Source organism: Actinoplanes sp. CA-131856 (genome assembly GCF_050956135.1).
Lineage (GTDB): Bacteria > Actinomycetota > Actinomycetes > Mycobacteriales > Micromonosporaceae > Actinoplanes.
Map to the genome: position 1 here is coordinate 5,442,055 of NZ_CP191849.1, position 15,602 is coordinate 5,457,656.

The window sequence follows — 15,602 nt, forward strand, 5'->3', positions numbered from 1 at the left end:
GATTCACAAGAGTGGAACTGCGTGACTACCTCCGGGTAGCGAGACGGCAGTGGTGGGTGGTCGCTCTCACCGTTCTCGCCGCGATGGGGGTCGCTTCCGCGTACACCGAGGTCACCAAGCCCCTGTACGCCTCGACCGTGCAGTTCTTCGTCGCCACCGGAAACGTGGAAGGATCGAGCGCGCTTGAGGGATCGATGTTCGCGACGAACCGCCTGAAGACCTATGAGGCGGTTCTCACCGGCGAACGTCTGGCCAAGCTGATCGCGGTGAACGACGACACCGATCTGAGCGCCGCGGAGATCCAGGAACGGATCAAGGTCGTCACCGACTCGGCCACGGTACTGATCGATGTCTCGGTGGAGGACGCCGTTCCGGAGCGGGCGCAACTGATCGCGGAGGAATTGACGGTGCAGTTCCCGGCCCTGGTGAAGAACCTCGAGATGCCCGACACCGGCGCGACCAAGACCCCGGCCGCGATGATCGAGATCATGGTGCCGCCGAAGCTCGGTGACAACCCGGTGGTGCCCCGCCCGATGCACAACCTCGCGCTCGGTGTGGCCATGGGCGTGCTGGTCGGCACCGCCCTGGGTGTCGCCCGCGAGATCGCCGACACCTCGGTGCGCACCCCGGACAAGCTGCGCCAGCTGACCGGGGCGCCCGTGCTGGCCTGCATCCCGGTCGACCGCAAGGCGGCACGGCGGCGCGGCGGTGGCCCGTTCCTGTCCGGCCGCGACTCGAAGCGGGCCGAGGCGCTGCGCCAGCTGCGCACCTCGGTGCAGTTCGCGAACCGGGACCGGCCGGTGAAGACCCTGGCCGTGACGAGCGCGGTCGGCGGCGAGGGCCGCTCGGCCACCGCGTGCGGGCTGGCCATCCTGTTCGCCGAGGCCGGGCAGCAGGTGCTGATCGTCGACGCCGAGCTGCGCCGGCCGCGGCTGGCCGCCTTCCTGGGCCGTGAGGGCTCGGCCGGGCTGACCACGGTGCTGGTCGGCGCGGCCTCGCTCGACCAGGTGCTCCAGCCGTGGGGCGCCGGCCTGTGGCTGCTGTCCAGCGGTCATCCGCCGCCCAACCCGAGCGAGCTGCTCGGCTCGCAGCGCATGGGCGATCTCCTGGACGAGCTGCGGGCCCGCTTCGACCTGGTCATCCTGGACTCGCCGCCGCTGCTGCCGGTGGCCGACGGGGCCGTGGTCGCGGCCCGGGCCGACGGGGCGCTTCTGCTCGTACGCTCCCGCAAGACCACGAGCGCCCAGGTCACCGGCGCGGTCCGCGCGCTCAAGCAGGTCGACGCCCGCGTGCTCGGCTGCGTCTTCACGATGGTCAAGACCCGGCAGGCCTGCTATGTCTGACAACACCGCGCCGGGCAGCTTCCAGACCGAGGCCGAGAAGCGGGTGCCGGCCAGGATCGCCGAGGTCTTCGAGAACAGCCCGGACGACCTGCCGACCAGGCTGGCCACCATGGCCCGGTACGCCCGCCGGGCCCAGGTCACCCGCTTCGCCGCGCTCTACGAGCTGTTCAAGCTGACCCTGCCGGTCAAGGGCTCGATCGTCGAGTGCGGCGTCTTCCGGGGCGCCAGCTTCATGACGTTCGCCCAGCTCAGCGCGGCCCTGGAGCCGACCAACCTGACCCGGCGGCTGTACGGGTTCGACTCGTTCGGCGGCTTCCCGTCGGTGTCGGCCGATGATCGGCCGGAAGAGACCGGCGCGCGGGCGGGCGCTCTGGCCGCCGACAGCTACGACGAGCTGACGCGGCTGCTGGAGATCTACGACACCGACCGTTTCCTCGGGCATCTGCCCAAGGCGCGGCTGATCCGCGGCGACGTCACCGAGACCATCCCCGCGTTCGTCGCCGATCACCAGCATCTGGTCGTGAGCCTTCTCTTCCTCGACCTCGACCTGTACGAGCCCACGCGCACCGCCCTGAAGCACTTCCTGCCCCGGATGCCCAAGGGCGCGGTCCTCGCCTTCGACGAGCTGGACAACCCGCTCTGGCCGGGCGAGACCAAGGCCGCCCTGGACGAGGTCGGCCTGAACCGCCTGGAGCTGCGGCGGTTCGACTTCGACCCGTACATCGGATACGCGGTCCTATGACGAGCGCCGACCTCGCCCGCGCCGTCCGCCAGCACGTGCTGCGGATGACCAACTCGGGCCGCAGCTCGCACGTCGGCTCGGCGCTGTCCTGCGCCGACCTGCTGGCCGTGCTCTACGCCGAGGTCCTCGCCATCGACCCGGCCCATCCGGACACGCCCGACCGCGACCGCTTCATCATGAGCAAGGGCCACGCCGGGGCCGCCCTCTACGCCGTGCTGGCCGAGAGCGGATTCTTCGACACGCGGCTGCTGGCCCAGCACTACCGCAACGGCTCGTTCCTGTCCGGGCACGTCAGCCACGTCGGCATCCCCGGCGTCGAGTTCTCCACCGGCTCGCTCGGTCACGGCCTCCCGGTCGGCGCCGGCCTCGCCTGGCAGGCCCGGCGGACCGGCAAGACCTGGATGACGTACGTCCTGCTGGGCGACGGCGAGTGCGACGAGGGCAGCGTCTGGGAGTCGGCCATGTTCGCCGCCCACCACCGCCTCACCAACCTGGTCGCCCTCGTCGACTGGAACGGCCTGCAGTCGATGGCCACCACCGAGGAGACCCTGGCCCTGGAGCCGTTCGCCGACAAGTGGCGCTCGTTCGGCTGGGAGGTCGCCGAGATCGACGGCCACGACCACGACCAGATCCGCGCGGCCGTCCGGCCCGGCGGCGAGCGGCCCAAGGTGGTGCTGGCCCGCACGGTCAAGGGCAAGGGCGTCTCCTTCATGGAGAACCAGGTGCTCTGGCACTACCGGCCCCCGGACGACCTGGAGCTGGCCGGCGCGATGAGTGAGGTGGCGCCGTGAGGAGCCGCTTCTTCGACGACCTGCTGACCGCGGCCGAGGCCGACCAGGACATCGTCTTCGTCACCGGCGACATCGGCTTCGGCGTGGTCGACGAGTTCCAGCGCACCTGCCCGGGCCAGTTCGTCAACGCCGGCGTGGCCGAGCAGAACATGACCGGCCTCGCCGCCGGCATCGCGCTGGCCGGTGCGCGCGTGTTCACGTACTCCATAGCGAATTTCCCGACCTTGAGGTGTCTGGAGCAAATCCGCAACGACGTCGCCTATCACCACGCCGACGTGATCGTGGTGGCCGTCGGCGGCGGGCTGTCCTACGGGGCGCTGGGCATGTCGCACCACGCCACCGAGGATCTGGCCATCATGCGGGCCATACCGGGGCTGGCCGTGGCCGCGCCGGGCGACGCGGCCGAGACCAGCGCGGTGATGGCCGACCTGGTGGCCAACGGCGGACCGGCGTACCTCAGGTTGGGAAAGGCGGGCGAGCCGATCGTGCACCGCGCGCCGATCCAGCTCTGCCGCGGCGAGTCGATCGCGCTGCGGACCGGCGGCGACATCGTCCTGTTCAGCACCGGCGCCATCCTCGAATCGGCCCTGCGGGCCGCCGACCTGCTGGCCCAAGCGGGTGTACGGGCCGACGTGCGCTCGTTCCCGTGGCTCGATCCGCTCGATCTGGTGGCGATCAACGACGCCGCCCACCGCTACCCCACCATCGTCACCGTCGAGGAGCACTCGGTCATCGGCGGGCTGGGCAGCGCCGTGGCCGAGATCCTGGCCGAGATGCCGCACTCGGCCTCGCTGATCCGGGTGGCGCTGCCGCCCCGGTTCTCCTCGCTCGTCGGCGATCAGGACTATCTGCGCGGGGCGCACGGCCTCGACCCCGCCTCGATCACCCACCGGGTGCTGGAACAGATGGAGGTCAACCGTGGACTGGCGAGTCAGGTTCGTTGACTATCCCGAGCAGTGGCGCCGTCAGCGCGACGGCCTGCTGCCGGTCATCGAGGACACCATCGCGCGCGGCGACCTCATGCTGCGGCACCAGCTGGCCGACTTCGAGCGGCATCTGGCGTCGTTCAACGGCTCGGCCCGCGCGGTCGGGGTGAGCAACTGCACCGACGGGCTGCGGCTGCTGGCCCACGCCCTCGACGTCGGGCCGGGCGACGAGATCGTCACCGTGGCCCACACCTTCGTGGCCACGATGTCGCCGTTCGTGCTGCGCGGCGCGAAACCGGTGCTGGTCGACATCGGCGAGGACCATCTGATGGACACGTCCCTGCTGGCCGGCGCGGTCACGCCGCGAACAAAAGTGATCATCCCGGTGCACCTCAACGGCCGCACGGTCGACATGGCCGCCGTGCAGAAGGCGGCCGACGAGGTCGGTGCGGTGGTGATCGAGGACGCGGCGCAGGCGCTCGGCGCGCGGTTCGACGGGCGCACATCGGGCACGTTTGGCTGGGCCAGCACGTATTCGTTCTATCCGGCCAAGATGCTGGGGGCGATGGGCGACGCGGGCGCGGTGCTGACCGATGACGAGGCCCTGGCCGACCGGCTGCTGGCGCTGCGTGATCACGGGCGGGTGGAGAAGGCGTCACTCGACGGCTGGGGGTACAACTGCCGCCTCGACAACCTCCAGGCGGCCATTCTGGACTGGCGGCTGGCCCGCCTGCCGAGCTGGATCGAGCGGCGGCGGGAGATCGCACGTCTCTATACCGCCGGTCTCAAGGACGTGCCGGAGATCGCGATCCCTGTGGGGCCGGACGACGACCCGCGCCGGCACGACGTCTACCAGAACTACCCGATCACCTGCGCGTCTCGGGACCGCCTCGTGGAACATCTGCGCGGCGACGGGATCGAGACGCTGATCTCGTGGCCGATCCCGTTGCACAAGCAGAAGGGTCTCGGCCTCGACCACTGGAAGCTTCCCCGCACCGAGAAGCTCTGCGACGAGGTCCTCTCCCTGCCGATGCAGGTCGAACTCACCGACGACCAGGTCGAATACGTGGCGGCCAGCGTGCGAAAGTTCTTCGGCCGATGAACGCGCCCCTGGTCAGCGTCGTCGTCCCGTGCTGGAACGAGCGGGACTTCATCGAGGGCTTTCTCACCTCGGTCGCCGAGTTCGACTACCCCGCCGACCGTCTCGAGGTCCTTGTCGTCGACGGGATGAGCGACGACGGGACGCGTGATGTCCTGAAAAATACAGACAATGTGACCCTGGTCGACAATCCGGGGCGCAGCAAACCGGTGGCGCTCAACCTGGGCATCAGACAGGCGCGCGGCGACATCATCGTCCGCCTCGACGTCCACGCCGACTACCCGCCCGACTATCTGTCCAAGTGTGTCCAGGGGCTGGTGGACAATCCGGACGCCGACAACGTGGGCGGCGTCCGGCGCTCCGAGGCCCGCGACGACAGCCTGATCGGCCGGGCCATCGCCCTGTCCACGACCGACGCGTTCGGCGCCGGCAACACGAAATACCGCGTCGGCGCCCGCGAGCCGCAATGGGTCGACACCGTCTTCGGCGGCTGCTACCGCCGCGAGGTCTTCGACCACATCGGCTACTTCGACGAAGCACTTACCCGGGCCCAGGACCGCGAGTTCAACCAGCGCCTGCGCGCCTCCGGCGGCAAGATCCTGCTGCTGCCCGACATCACCTGCACCTACTACGCCCGCTCCGACTACCGCGAGTTCTGCTCGTGGATGTTCGAGGGCGGTTATTGGCCGTTCCGCGCCAGCCGCGCCGTCGGCCGCTGGATCGGCGCCTGGCGCAACGTGGTCCCGCTGGGTTTCGTGCTCGCCGCCTCCGGCGGCCTCGCCCTCTCCCCCGTCTCCCGCACGGTCCGGCGTCTCACTTTCGGCCTGTTGAGTACGTACGGAGCCGCCGCCCTCTACTCGGCGGCTCGCGTGGCCCGCCGGCACCGGGACCCGCGCCTGCTGATCGTCATGCCGATCGTCTTCGCCACCACGCACGTCGTCTACGGCGCCGGCTCCGTGTGGGGCATCCTCGACCCGGCCGGCCGCCGATGAGCGACTTCCTCTTCTACCGCGGGCGGGTGGCGCTGCACGCGATCCTGCGCGGCCTCGGCGTCTCACCCGGCGACGAGGTCATCGTGCAGGCCTACACCTGCGCCGCCGTCATCGAGCCACTGCAAAGGCTTCAAGCGGTTCCCGTGTACGTCGACATCGACCGCGCGACGTACACCATGAACCTCGATCTCCTGGCCGACGCGATCACCGACCGGACCCGGGCCATCGTCGTCCAGCACACCTTCGGCACCCCGGTCGACCTCGAACGGGTGCTGTCGATCGCCGGTGACCTGCCGGTCGTCGAGGACTGCGCACACCTCACCGAGCCGGCCGAGCGCGGCCCGGTGGGCGCGACCGGGGTGGCCGCCTTCTACTCGTACGAGTGGGGCAAGCCGGTCGTGGCCGGGGTCGGCGGCAAGGCGGTCGTCAACGACGAGCGGCTGGCCGCGACGATGGCCGAGCAGTACGAGGCGTACACGCCACCGCCGTCACGCCGCGAAGCGGTGATGACCGCGCAGTTCCTGGCCCATCGGATGGCGACCGGACTCGGCGTGACCTGGCGGCTGCGCGCCCTGTACCGGCGGTTGTCGAAGCTCGGCCTGGTCGTCGGCTCGTACGCCGCCGACGTGGCGGCCAGTCCCGAGTACGACTGGCGGATGACCCGGTCGGTGCGGCGGCGCCTGCCCAGGCGTACGGCCGAAGCGCGCAAGGCGATCACCCGCCGGACCACCGTGGCCGCCCGCTACCGGGCGGGCGTGACCAGGCTCGGCTTCGACGTGCCCACGCCACTGATGCCGCCGCTGCGCGTGCCGGTCGCCGTGGCCGACAAGCGCGGCCTGCTCGACGCGGCGGCCCGCAAGAGGCTGGAGGTGGGCGACTGGTTCGCCACGCCGGTCCACCCGCTGACCGGCGAGGCCCTGGAGGCCGCCGGATATCGGCCCGGCTCCTGCCCGAACGCCGAGTGGGCGGCCGAGCACGTGGTCAGCTTCCCGGTGCGGGCCGATGTCGACCCGCACGACGTGGAGTGCGGCATCGACCTGCTGGGCGCGATCGCCGGCACGCCCAGCACGGAGGACGGCCCGCGCATCCTGGCCGGCCCGTTCAGCGACGCGCAGATACGCGCCGTGGCCGAGATGCACGCCACGGAGGTGGCACACGGCTTCCTGTCGTCACTGGGCGTTCCGGCGCTCGAGGTGCTCTACCGTCACGTCGCCGCCAGCCGGCACTGCGCCCTGTTCCTGGCCGTCGACGGCGGGCGCCCGGTCGGCTACATCTGCGGCAGCCTCGACACCTCGGCGCTGGTGCGCGAGTTCGTCCGCCGGCGCTGGTGGGTGGCCGCGCCCGCGCTGCTGCCGCGGCTGCTCCGCCCCGGCCGGATCTTCCGCGCCATCGAGACCCTGCGCTACGCACAGTCCGACGGCGACCTGCCCAAGGCCGAGGTGATCAACTTCGTGGTCCGCCCGCCCGCGCGCGGCGCCGGGCTCGCCCCGCAACTGTTCGAGCGGCTCATGCAGTGGTTCTCCGAGCACGGCGAGACCGCGGTCAAGATGGTCACCGGCGAGCAGCAGCGCCGCGCGCACGGCTTCTACCGCAAGGTCGGCGCCGAGCTGCACGGCCACACCTCGATCCACAGCGGCACGGCCTCGCGCGTCTACCTGTACCGCACCGCCCTACGGGAACAAAACCCGCAAACCACACCTTAGGGGTACGCCTCGCCGATACGCTGACGTCGAGGGGGAGCCATGGAGCTGGCCAAACGCGTCATCGACATCGCCGGGGCGGCCGGGATCCTGCTGGCCACCGCGCCGCTGAGCGCCTACGCCGCCTGGCGCATCAAGCGCGAGGACGGCGGCCCGCTGCTGTACCGCGGCGAGCGGATCGGCCGGCACGGCAAGCCGTTCGCCATGCTCAAGTTCCGCAGCATGGTCCTCGACGCCGAGCGCCTGGGCGGCCCGTCGACCGCCGACGACGACCCGAGGCTGACCGCGACCGGCCGCATGCTGCGCCGCTACAAGCTCGACGAGCTCCCCCAGTTCCTCAACGTGCTCAAGGGCGAGATGAGCCTGGTCGGGCCGCGCCCCCAGGTCGCCTCGGACGTGCGCCGCTACACCGACCGGGATCGCCTGCTGCTGAGCGTGCGCCCCGGCATCACCGACTGGGCGTCGATCGTCTTCCGCGACGAGGGCGCCATCCTGGCCGGAAAGCCCGACCCCGACGCGGCGTACGACGAGCTGATCCGCCCCCGCAAGATCGCCCTGGGCCTGGCCTACGTCGAGAACCACTCGTTGCGTACGGACCTGACGATCCTCGCCCTCACCGCCCTGGCCATCGCCGGCGTCTCGCGGGTCGACAAGATGATCCCCGCGGTCTCCGCGTCTCCCGGCTCCTCCCCGGCCGCGAGCCCCAGCCCCTCCTCTTCTGGTCCCGCGCTTGCCTGAGGCCCTTCACCCGCAGGTCCCTCGCGCGCCCGGCGCCCTCCGTTCGCTCGTGCGGAGCGTCCCCGCCGTGGTCCGGCGGGACTACGTCTCGTCCACCGCCATCCACTGGCTCACCCTGGCCTCGGGCCTGCTGCTGTTCCACCTGGTGGCCCGCCGGGCCGGCCCCGCCGGCTTCGCGTACTACCAGGTGGCCCGCGGCGTGGTGGCCACCCTGCAGCCGTTCGCCCTGCTCGGCCTGGTGCCGGCCCTGCACCGCTACCTGCCCCGGGCCGGCGAGGGCGCCCGCATGCTGGCGAGACAGTCGTTCCTCACCCAGCTCGTCCTGATGGACCTGATCGGCCTGCTGGGCCTGGTGCTGGCCGACGACCTGGGCCGCTTGCTGGGCATCCCCGGCGGCGCGACGTCGGTCCGCGCCGTCATCATCCTGCTCGCCGGCAACTGCCTCTGCGTGGTCGCGGTGGCCGCCCTGCGCGGCTGCGGCCAGGTCACCGCGGCCAACCTGGCCTGGCTCCTGGGCCTGGGCATTCTGCCGGTGGCGGCGTTCGCCCTGACCGACCGCATGGAGCTCTTCCTGGCCCTCCAGGGCATCGCCATGATCATCATCGCGGTGGCCGCCATAGCCGTGGCGGGCATCTCCCGTCCGCAGGAGACCCGCCCGCCGACATTCCGCACGGTCGTCACCTTCGGCCTGCGCCGAGCCCCCGGCGACATAGCCCTGCCGGCCCTGTTCTCGTTCCCGACGTTCTACGCCGCCGCGGCCGCCGCCCCCGGCGACCCCGACGCGGGCTACGTGGGCTTCGTGACCTCGGCCATCACTTTGATCTGCGCCTTGTTCGGCATGCTGACCCCGGTGCTGCTCCCCCGCTTGAGCGGCGCCTTCCACACCACAGGCGTGGGAGCCGAGCTGGGCCGGGGCCTGAAGGCCTTGCCGGTGGTGGCGGCCGCCTTGACCACACCGGTGACCGGCTTGCTGTTCCTGGCCGCACCGGCGATCGTCCACAACTTCCTGGGCCTGGACTTCACCGAGGCCATCCCCGCCCTGCGCCTGGGCTTGCCCGCGGCCATCCCGTTCGCCGTCTTCTACGCGGCCCGCCCGACTTTGGACGCCCTGGCCGACTCCCCCGTCGTGAGCCGCTTGTTGCTGGCCTGCCTGGCCCTGCAGATCGTGGCCACGCTCGCCTTGGGCGCCCTGCTGCCACCCGCGACCGCGGCGCTGGCCGGCCTGACCATCGGCGCCCTGGCCCTCGGGGCGTCGTCCTACGTGGCGCTCTTGCACACCATCCCCGCGCCCAGGCTCCCCGCCTCTTGAGGTTCGCAGCAACGGAACCCTGACCCCCCTCGCGCGGGCACCTCTCCCTCGCGGGCGGAGCCGCACCGTCACCGGCGAGCGCCGCCGATGGGCCCTGCACGAGTCGCACCATTCGCAGGATTGTGTTGTCCGTGAATGCGGCATTCATCCGCACCCATTCGCTTTCTCCCGTACCCGGCGCCATGGCCTTGTACGGAGTCGAACACATACCGTAGTCAAGAGAAAGCCCGATGGCCCTTTTGCCGGAGGTCAAAGTGATTGTCCTCCGCATAGCTCCAGTGATCCGGTCCAACGTCCCTTCGCGCACCGGCCTCGGCGGGTGAGGGGATGCTCATCGAGGGGGCGGCACTCGCGGCAGTGATCGCCGCGGTGTCCCGGCCCGTTCAGAACGTCATCATCGCCCATATGGCGCTACGGGGCGCCGCGCCCGAGGACCGCCCCGCGATCATCGAGGCCCTGGCGAGGACCCGGCAGTTCGGGGTGTGGTCGAAGCCTCGATGGCCGCAAGCGCGGAGACGCCGCGCCGTCGCTTTGCGGTCTCCGGCCCCCGATCCGGTTGAGCCGGAAGCCGAATGACGAGGGCTCGCCTACGCTTCCGTGATGCGAATCGAGTTGGTGGCCCTGGTTGTCGACGACTACGACTCGGCTATCGAGTTCTTCGTCGGGGTGCTGGGGTTCGAGCTTGTCGAGGACTCACCGTCGCTCACCAACGACGGCCGGCCGAAGCGGTGGGTCGTCGTCCGGCCGCCGGGGGCTCAGACCGGGCTGCTGCTCGCTCAGGCCGACGGGGAGCGGCAACGCGGCGTCGTCGGTGATCAGGTGGCGGGGCGGGTCGGGTTCTTTCTGCGGGTCGACGACTTCGAGGCCTCCTATCGGCGGATGCGCGAGGCCGGGGTCACCTTCGTCGGGGAGCCGCGCGACGAGGCGTACGGACGGGTTGTGGTTTTCGAGGATGTCGCCGGGAACCGGTGGGATCTGCTTGGCTAGTAAGGTCGGCGGGCATGGCGGCTCGCATCGACTTGACCTTTGACACTCGGGACGCTGTGCGGCTGGCCGCGTTCTGGAAACTCGCGCTCGGCTATGAGGACGAGCCGCCGCCCGCGCCCTTCGCGACCCGTGACGAGTGGGTGGCCTCCTTCGGTGAGGACGAGGCCGACAGCGAGGGCGGTGGGGCCTGGCTGCGCGACCCGGACGGGGTGGGGCCGCGGCTCGTGCTGCTCGACGTTCCGGAGCCGAAAGTGGCCAAGAACCGGCTGCACATCGATGTTCGGACCGGGAACTGGGACGGTGTGCTGGCCAAGGCCGACGAGCTTGTCGCGGCCGGTGGCAGCGTGTCGGTGGTCTTCGACGGGCACCACGTGGTGATGGCCGATCCGGAGGGCAACGAGTTCTGTATCGCGATCTGACTGACCCGGGGCCCGGGGCGGCCTAGCCTCGAAGGTGATGACCAGGGTGCGGCCCAGTGTGGTGCTGGTGGGCGCCGCGTTCGTGGCCACCCTGGCCGGGCACTTCACGCTGGAGCGGATCGGGCTCAGCATTCCCGTGCTCAACGACGTGCGGGTGCTGCTCTTCACCGCCGTCGTGCTCAGCTTTCTGCTCGAACAGCACCACGCCGGTGAGAAGGGGCGCTGGCACGACCAGGGCGCGGCCCGGGCGCTCTATCCGATCCTGCTCCTGCTCGCCTATCAGATTCTCTCGGCCTCGTGGGCGCCGCGCGGGGCGATCATCAGCGACGTCCTCAGCGACCTGGTCTCCATGGGCGTGCTGCTGATCGTCTACGCCAACCTGGCCGTGTGGGACCGGGACCGGGTCATCAGGATCACGTTCGCGCTGCTCTACATCGCCGGCTGGCTCTACTTCCTGTACGCCGCGTCGGGGCGTGGCCACACCGCGAGCGGGCGGTGGGCCGCCTTCGGTGGCGGGCCCAACGTCTTCGTCCGGGTCATGGTGCTGGGGATCTTCGCGGCCGCGTACTTCTACTTCCGCAACAACGGCAAGCTCTACTGGCTGATCGGGGTGCCGCCGTTCCTCGTGGGTGCGCTCGCCTCCGGATCACGCGGCGGGCTGGCCGCGCTCGGGATCGCCACCGTGGTGGCGCTGCCGTCGCTGTGGCCGACCATCCGCTCCATGCGGTTCGTCAAGGCCGTCGCCGCCCTGGCCGTCCTGCTCGGGATCCTGTGGAGCCTCATCGGGGCGATGGTGACCGACCTGCTCAACAACCGGCTGGTCGCCACGACCCTGCAGAACCGGTACACCTCCGACCGGGACGTGCTCTACGAGAAGGGCGTCGAGGTGTTCACCGAGCGGCCCATCCTCGGTTCGGGCGTGCACGGCTTCTACGCCATCACCAACCTCGGGCCGGGCGAGCGCTACGTGCACAACCTTCCCCTCGCCGTCGCCGCCGAGGGCGGCGCGGTCGGGCTCGTTCTTCTGCTGTTCGCTTTCTGGTCCCTGCGTACGGAGTTCGCCCGCCTCCCGGTGCGGCAGCGTTCCCTGGAGAGCCGCGCCGCCGCGTACGCGGGCATCTTCGTCCTGGGTGCCAGCTTCTTCTCCGGTGACTACTACGACACCCGGTTGATGTGGATCATGTGGCTGCTGGCCGCCATCCACCCGGCGAGCGTGATCATCCAGAACGCCGGGTCGACGCCCCTCCGGGTTGACCATCCCTCGGCGCCATGACCCAGTGGCCGCCGGACCACTCGACGTTGTCGCGCCACGTCGCGTGGCCGCGCGGGCCGTCGACCTCCATGGTCAGGGCCCACACCCGAGGGCTCAGGCCCTCCCAGGACGCGGCCGTCAGCCGCCACCCGGCGCCGCCGTCGGCCGCGATCCGGGCCGCCGCGTCACGGGGCTGTGACGGGTTGGCCAGATGCTCGCGCAGGCCGGGCTCGTCCGACGCGCCGAGCAGGCTCACATATCTGTCGGCGTACGCCTGAAGGGTCTGCGGGTCCGGCTCTTTCCCGCCGCCTCCGCAGGCGGCGAGAAAGAGCACGGCAAATAACGTCAGAGCAATTCTCACGTGCGTCCCGCGTAATAGAGCGCGTTTCCCCAGTCGCGCAGGACGAGCGTCATGGAACGGCGGTAGCGGTTGGTGGTGTGGTAGGTCAGATACGGCGTGCCGCTGCTGCTGCGGTAGGAGCACATCATCGTGTGGTCCTTGGAGTTGTTGCGGTTGCCGTCGACCTGGAGCACGTCGCCGCGGCCCATCTGCCAGACGTTGGACAGGCTGCGGACCCGGCGGCTGTAGCGGTAGGCGAAGCTCGCCCAGTAGTTGACGTTGATCCACGACCAGGTCTCGTTGAGGCGGTTGTACCACCAGTTCTCCGAGCTGCGGTACCAGCCGAGGTCGTGGGCCCAGCCGCCGGCGCGCAGGGCCTGGCTGGCGAAGTTCGTGCAGTCGCCGCCGACGTTGTTGTACGAGCGGTAGGCCCGGTTGTAGTTCTTCCAGTACCGCTCGAGATACGTGGCCATCGCGCCGTAGTTGTACGCCCGCAGACCGAGCTCGTCCTTCTCGTCCCGCGACTCCGGGGGCCGCTCGACCGAGGCCGCCTCGTCGTTCGCCGCAGGGGCCTTGACCTGCTCGGGGCCCTCGGGCGGCTCGCCGATCATGTCGGCCGTGATGGCGGTGTCGACATAGAGGAGAGCCGACGCCTGGGGCAGCGGGAGCAGACCGGTCGGCTCGAGCTGCCGGTCCTCGGCGAGCTCCCAGAGGCCGCGGGACGAGCGCTGGAAGACGAACGAATGCTGGGCCGTGTAGGCGGTCGTCGGCGGCTCGTCGCCGTTGATCTTCTCGTAGGCCAGCGAGGTCACCTCGTCGGCGTCGAGCGTGATGATGTCGCCCTCGCGGACCACCCGGTCGACGGTCAGCGCGGTCTCGCCGCCGCTGTAGCCCTCGCCCTCGCCGCGCAGCCAGTCGCGGTGCGCCAGCACGTCGGCCGCGAAGCGCTCCTCGGCCGCGGCCAGGCGCTCGTGCAGGCCCACCTGGCCGTCGGCCAGCGGCCCGGGCCGGGCCGGCGGCTTCGCCGTGCCGACGATGCCGGCGACGCGCCGCTCCAGCGACTGCTGGGCGGCGGCGGTCAGCAGGTCGGTGGTGGCCGAGTCGACCACGCTCGATTCGGTTGATCGTTCCATGGCATTCCCCCGTGTGCGAAAGATTGGCCGGAAGAGCCCATGGTGTTAATTGCCGAATATCACTTCAAGGGCCGGGCGAAAATTGGCATATGCAATGACGATGTTCGAATTGACCTTGCCATTGCGCCGGACGGGACGGGTAACAACACCGAAACGGAGGGTTTCTCAGGTTCGTGCGGGATGGTGGGATGAGACCGCCGCCACACCAGAAGGGACCGATCCCCATGCTCAACCTCTCGATCCTTCTCGAGGACAGCGCCCGCACCTTCCCCGATCGGGCCGCGGTCGTGCTGGGCGAGCGGCGCCTGACGTACGCCCAGGTCAACGCGGCCGCCAACCAGGTCGCCAACCTGCTCGTGAGCCGCGGCGTCCGGCCCGGTGACAAGGTCGCGCTCTCCTGCCCCAACCTGCCGTACTTCCCGGTCGTCTACTACGGCATCCTCAAGGCGGGCGCGGTGGTGGTGCCGCTCAACGTGCTCCTCAAGGGCCGCGAGATCGCGTACCACCTGAAGGACTCCGACGCGAAGGCGTACCTCTGCTTCGAGGGCACGCCGGAACTGCCGATGGGCGCCGCCGGGTTCGAGGGCTTCGGCCAGGCCGAGGGCTGTGAGACCTTCTTCCTGATCACCGCCGACCCGGCCGCGCCGTCGCCGATCGAGGGTGCCGAGACGCTGGGCGCGGGCCTGAGCGGCCAGGCCCCGGCGTTCGAGACCGTGCAACTGCCCGAGACCGACCCGGCCGTCATCCTCTACACCAGCGGCACGACCGGCCAGGCCAAGGGCGCCGAGCTGTCGCACTCCAACCTGCTGCTCAACGCGCTGACCTGCAACCGGCTGTTCGGCAGCCCGGTCGGCACCGACACCCACCTGCTGGTGCTGCCGCTGTTCCACTCGTTCGGCTCCAGCGTCAACATGAACGCCGGCTTCGCCACCGCGTCGACGCTCGTGCTGCTCCCCCGCTTCGACGCCGCGGCCGCGGTCAAGCTGCTCGAGACCGAGAACGTCACCTTCTTCGCGGGCGTACCGACGATGTACTGGGGCCTGCTCAACGCGCTCACCGACGACGTCGACGTCGCGCGCATCGCCGGCAACATGCGGGTCGCGGTGTCCGGCGGCTCCAGCCTGCCGGTCGAGATCATCAAGGAGGTCAAGGAACGGCTCGGGGTCACCATTCTGGAGGGGTACGGCCTGAGCGAGACCTCGCCCGTCGCCACGTTCAGCGATCCGCACAGCGACCCGCGCCCCGGCTCGATCGGCATTCCGATCTGGGGCGTCGAGGTGAAGCTCATCGACGCGGAGTGGAACACGATCGAGGGCGCCGACGAGATCGGCGAGATCGCCATCCGCGGCCACAACATCATGCGCGGCTACTACAACCGTCCCGAGGCGACGGCCGAGGTCGTGCGGGACGGCTGGTTCCGCAGCGGCGACCTGGGCCGGCGCGACAAGGACGGCTTCTACTACATCGTCGACCGGGCCAAAGACATGATCATCCGGGGCGGCTTCAACGTGTACCCGCGCGAGATCGAGGAAGTCCTGATCACCCACGAGGCGGTGTCGCTGGCCGCGGTCATCGGCGTGCCCCACCCCAGCCACGGCGAGGAGATCAAGGCGTTCGTGATCCTCAAGCCGGGCGCCACCGCCACCGAGGACGAGCTGGTCGCCTGGGGCAAGGAGCAGATGGCGGCGTACAAGTACCCGCGCGTGGTGAGCATCGTCGAGTCGCTGCCGATGACCGCCACCGGCAAGCTGCTCAAGCGCGAACTGCACTAGAACGCGAGGTTGCGCCCATGCACCACAGTGGGGGCGCACAACAGCATCCGGGACGGGGG

General features: G+C 70.3%; 16 protein-coding genes. 14 read left to right on the forward strand and 2 right to left on the reverse strand.

The window, feature by feature from the left end:
- Positions 1-11 precede the first annotated feature (11 nt).
- The 13 genes from ACQP2X_RS25245 (at position 12) to ACQP2X_RS25305 (ending at position 12,319) form a co-directional block, all read left to right on the forward strand.
- Positions 12-1,343, forward strand: a complete 1,332-nt coding sequence (locus ACQP2X_RS25245) for a tyrosine-protein kinase domain-containing protein (RefSeq protein ID WP_498685982.1) — start codon at positions 12-14, stop codon at positions 1,341-1,343.
- Positions 1,336-2,085 carry a TylF/MycF/NovP-related O-methyltransferase gene (locus ACQP2X_RS25250; protein ID WP_498685984.1) on the forward strand — a complete coding sequence of 250 codons (750 nt, stop codon included), beginning with the start codon at positions 1,336-1,338 and terminating at the stop codon, positions 2,083-2,085. Before ACQP2X_RS25245 ends, ACQP2X_RS25250 begins: the two co-directional genes overlap by 8 nt.
- On the forward strand, positions 2,082-2,876 hold the full coding sequence (locus ACQP2X_RS25255; protein ID WP_498685986.1) for a transketolase: 795 nt from the start codon (positions 2,082-2,084) through the stop codon (positions 2,874-2,876). The genes ACQP2X_RS25250 and ACQP2X_RS25255 overlap by 4 nt, the downstream gene beginning before the upstream one ends.
- Positions 2,873-3,820, forward strand: coding sequence for a transketolase family protein (locus tag ACQP2X_RS25260; protein ID WP_498685988.1), 948 nt, complete (start codon positions 2,873-2,875; stop codon positions 3,818-3,820). The genes ACQP2X_RS25255 and ACQP2X_RS25260 overlap by 4 nt, the downstream gene beginning before the upstream one ends.
- Positions 3,795-4,904, forward strand: a complete 1,110-nt coding sequence (locus ACQP2X_RS25265) for a DegT/DnrJ/EryC1/StrS family aminotransferase (protein ID WP_498685990.1) — start codon at positions 3,795-3,797, stop codon at positions 4,902-4,904. The genes ACQP2X_RS25260 and ACQP2X_RS25265 overlap by 26 nt, the downstream gene beginning before the upstream one ends.
- Complete coding sequence (locus tag ACQP2X_RS25270) at positions 4,901-5,893, forward strand: glycosyltransferase family 2 protein (protein WP_498685991.1); 993 nt, start codon at positions 4,901-4,903, stop codon at positions 5,891-5,893. Before ACQP2X_RS25265 ends, ACQP2X_RS25270 begins: the two co-directional genes overlap by 4 nt.
- Positions 5,890-7,596: a GNAT family N-acetyltransferase gene (locus tag ACQP2X_RS25275; RefSeq protein ID WP_498685993.1), complete on the forward strand. Its 1,707-nt coding sequence runs from the start codon at positions 5,890-5,892 to the stop codon at positions 7,594-7,596. The genes ACQP2X_RS25270 and ACQP2X_RS25275 overlap by 4 nt, the downstream gene beginning before the upstream one ends.
- A gap of 39 nt (positions 7,597-7,635) precedes the next feature.
- Positions 7,636-8,331, forward strand: a complete 696-nt coding sequence (locus ACQP2X_RS25280) for a sugar transferase (protein ID WP_498685995.1) — start codon at positions 7,636-7,638, stop codon at positions 8,329-8,331.
- A 49-nt stretch (positions 8,332-8,380) separates the two neighbouring features.
- Positions 8,381-9,640, forward strand: a complete 1,260-nt coding sequence (locus ACQP2X_RS25285) for a lipopolysaccharide biosynthesis protein (protein WP_498685996.1) — start codon at positions 8,381-8,383, stop codon at positions 9,638-9,640.
- Positions 9,641-9,967: 327 nt separating this feature from the next.
- Positions 9,968-10,216, forward strand: coding sequence for a hypothetical protein (locus ACQP2X_RS25290; protein ID WP_498685999.1), 249 nt, complete (start codon positions 9,968-9,970; stop codon positions 10,214-10,216).
- A gap of 24 nt (positions 10,217-10,240) precedes the next feature.
- Positions 10,241-10,627, forward strand: coding sequence for a VOC family protein (locus tag ACQP2X_RS25295; RefSeq protein ID WP_498686000.1), 387 nt, complete (start codon positions 10,241-10,243; stop codon positions 10,625-10,627).
- Between the two features lie 14 nt (positions 10,628-10,641).
- Positions 10,642-11,046, forward strand: a complete 405-nt coding sequence (locus ACQP2X_RS25300; protein ID WP_498686003.1) for a VOC family protein — start codon at positions 10,642-10,644, stop codon at positions 11,044-11,046.
- Between the two features lie 37 nt (positions 11,047-11,083).
- Complete coding sequence (locus tag ACQP2X_RS25305) at positions 11,084-12,319, forward strand: O-antigen ligase family protein (protein WP_498686004.1); 1,236 nt, start codon at positions 11,084-11,086, stop codon at positions 12,317-12,319.
- Here the strand turns inward: ACQP2X_RS25305 and ACQP2X_RS25310 are convergent.
- On the reverse strand, positions 12,264-12,632 hold the full coding sequence (locus tag ACQP2X_RS25310) for a hypothetical protein (RefSeq protein ID WP_498686005.1): 369 nt from the start codon (positions 12,630-12,632) through the stop codon (positions 12,264-12,266). The two genes, ACQP2X_RS25305 and ACQP2X_RS25310, sit on opposite strands and share 56 nt — an antisense overlap.
- Before the next feature lie 23 nt (positions 12,633-12,655).
- Positions 12,656-13,771, reverse strand: a complete 1,116-nt coding sequence (locus ACQP2X_RS25315) for an amidase domain-containing protein (protein WP_498686006.1) — start codon at positions 13,769-13,771, stop codon at positions 12,656-12,658.
- 224 nt (positions 13,772-13,995) lie between these two features.
- Here ACQP2X_RS25315 and ACQP2X_RS25320 point away from each other — a divergent pair, with 224 nt between their 5' ends.
- On the forward strand, positions 13,996-15,543 hold the full coding sequence (locus ACQP2X_RS25320; protein WP_498686007.1) for a long-chain-fatty-acid--CoA ligase: 1,548 nt from the start codon (positions 13,996-13,998) through the stop codon (positions 15,541-15,543).
- The last annotated feature ends 59 nt before the right edge of the window (positions 15,544-15,602 follow it).